Here is a 1406-nt window from a genome sequence, read left to right on the forward strand (position 1 = left end):
TTTAACTTATTGATTTTCATACATTTATGATGTAAATCAGTAGTAGATATGGCCAACAAGAAACCCGTTTTTAAGCCCTATTATCAACATCAGCTCATGGCGTTTCCGCCTACTTTCGATGAGTTGATTCCAGCAGATCATACTGTAAGACTTGTCGACAAGATTATTAATGTGATCAATGTAGAACCTTTGTTGAATGCCTACCACATCAGGGGCGCGTCCAATTATCATCCGATATTACTTTTAAAAGTTTTGGTCTACGGATATGTGACCAATACTTATTCCAGTAGAAAGCTGGCCATAGCTTGTCGGGAAAATGTTCCTTTCATGTGGTTGAGCGGCATGAGTAAACCGGATCACAATACGATCAACCGATTTCGGGGTGTCCGCTTAAAACATGCCCTGCGCAGCGTATTTGAGGAAGTGGTTAAATATCTGGCTGAAGAAGGACTGCTAAGTATTGATGAAGTTTATACCGATGGAACCAAGATTGAGGCCAATGCCAACAAGTACACTTTTGTCTGGAAAAAATCCATTCAGACCAATAAAGCGAAGATGCAAAAGCAGTTGGATGAAATCTGGAACTATGCCCAGAGTGTAGCTACGGTAGAAGATTTATTGCCTGAACCGCCTACGGCCAAAACAGTAAGTCCGCAAAGCATCCAGGCAACGGTTGACAAACTCAATGAAGTGCTGGCTAACAATGATCAGGTTGATAAAAAGACCAAAGCAAAGCTCCATTACCTCACTAAAAACTATCCCGAAGCTATCGGCAAGTATAAGCATCAGGAAGAAATACTCGCTGAACGCAATAGCTACAGCAAGAGCGATCCGGATGCTACTTTTATGAGAATGAAAGAAGATCATATGCGTAACGGACAGCTCAAACCCGCTTATAATGTGCAGATATCTACTTCAAACCAGTTCATTGTGAACTACACCATTCACTCCAATCCTACAGACACCTTAACTTTAAAATCACACCTGGAGCAACATGAAAATAGTTTCAATCGTCCCCCAAAGACCCTTACTGCTGATGCCGGTTATGGATCAGAAGAGAATTATGCCCTGTTGGAACAAAAACAAGTGGAGTCTTTCGTTAAGTTTAACATGTTTGATAAACAACAAAATACACACTATAATCAAAAATATCCTTTTGCCGCAAATCAGCTTTTTTATCATGAACAAAAAGATGCTTACATCTGCCCAATGGGACAAAGCATGGAATTTGTGGGAATAGTTAAAAAACGTACCGCAAGCGGGTTCGAGCAGCAAGTCAGGCGATATCAAGCCAAAAATTGCAACAATTGCCCACTAAATGGCGCTTGCCACAAATCCAAAGGCGACCGCTTGATAGAAATCAACGAAAATCTGCAAAGACATAAGCAAAAAGCACATCATCTACT

Annotated in this window: 1 protein-coding gene; it reads left to right on the forward strand. The window is 40.8% G+C overall.

The window, feature by feature from the left end; translation table 11 throughout:
• Window positions 1-48 precede the first annotated feature (48 nt).
• On the forward strand, window positions 49-1406 hold a 1358-nt coding region (locus tag HQN83_RS25155; RefSeq protein WP_173094502.1), incomplete at its 3' end, for an IS1182 family transposase.

Origin of the sequence: Pedobacter foliorum (assembly GCF_013266735.1) — a bacterium.
Taxonomy (GTDB): domain Bacteria; phylum Bacteroidota; class Bacteroidia; order Sphingobacteriales; family Sphingobacteriaceae; genus Pedobacter; species Pedobacter foliorum.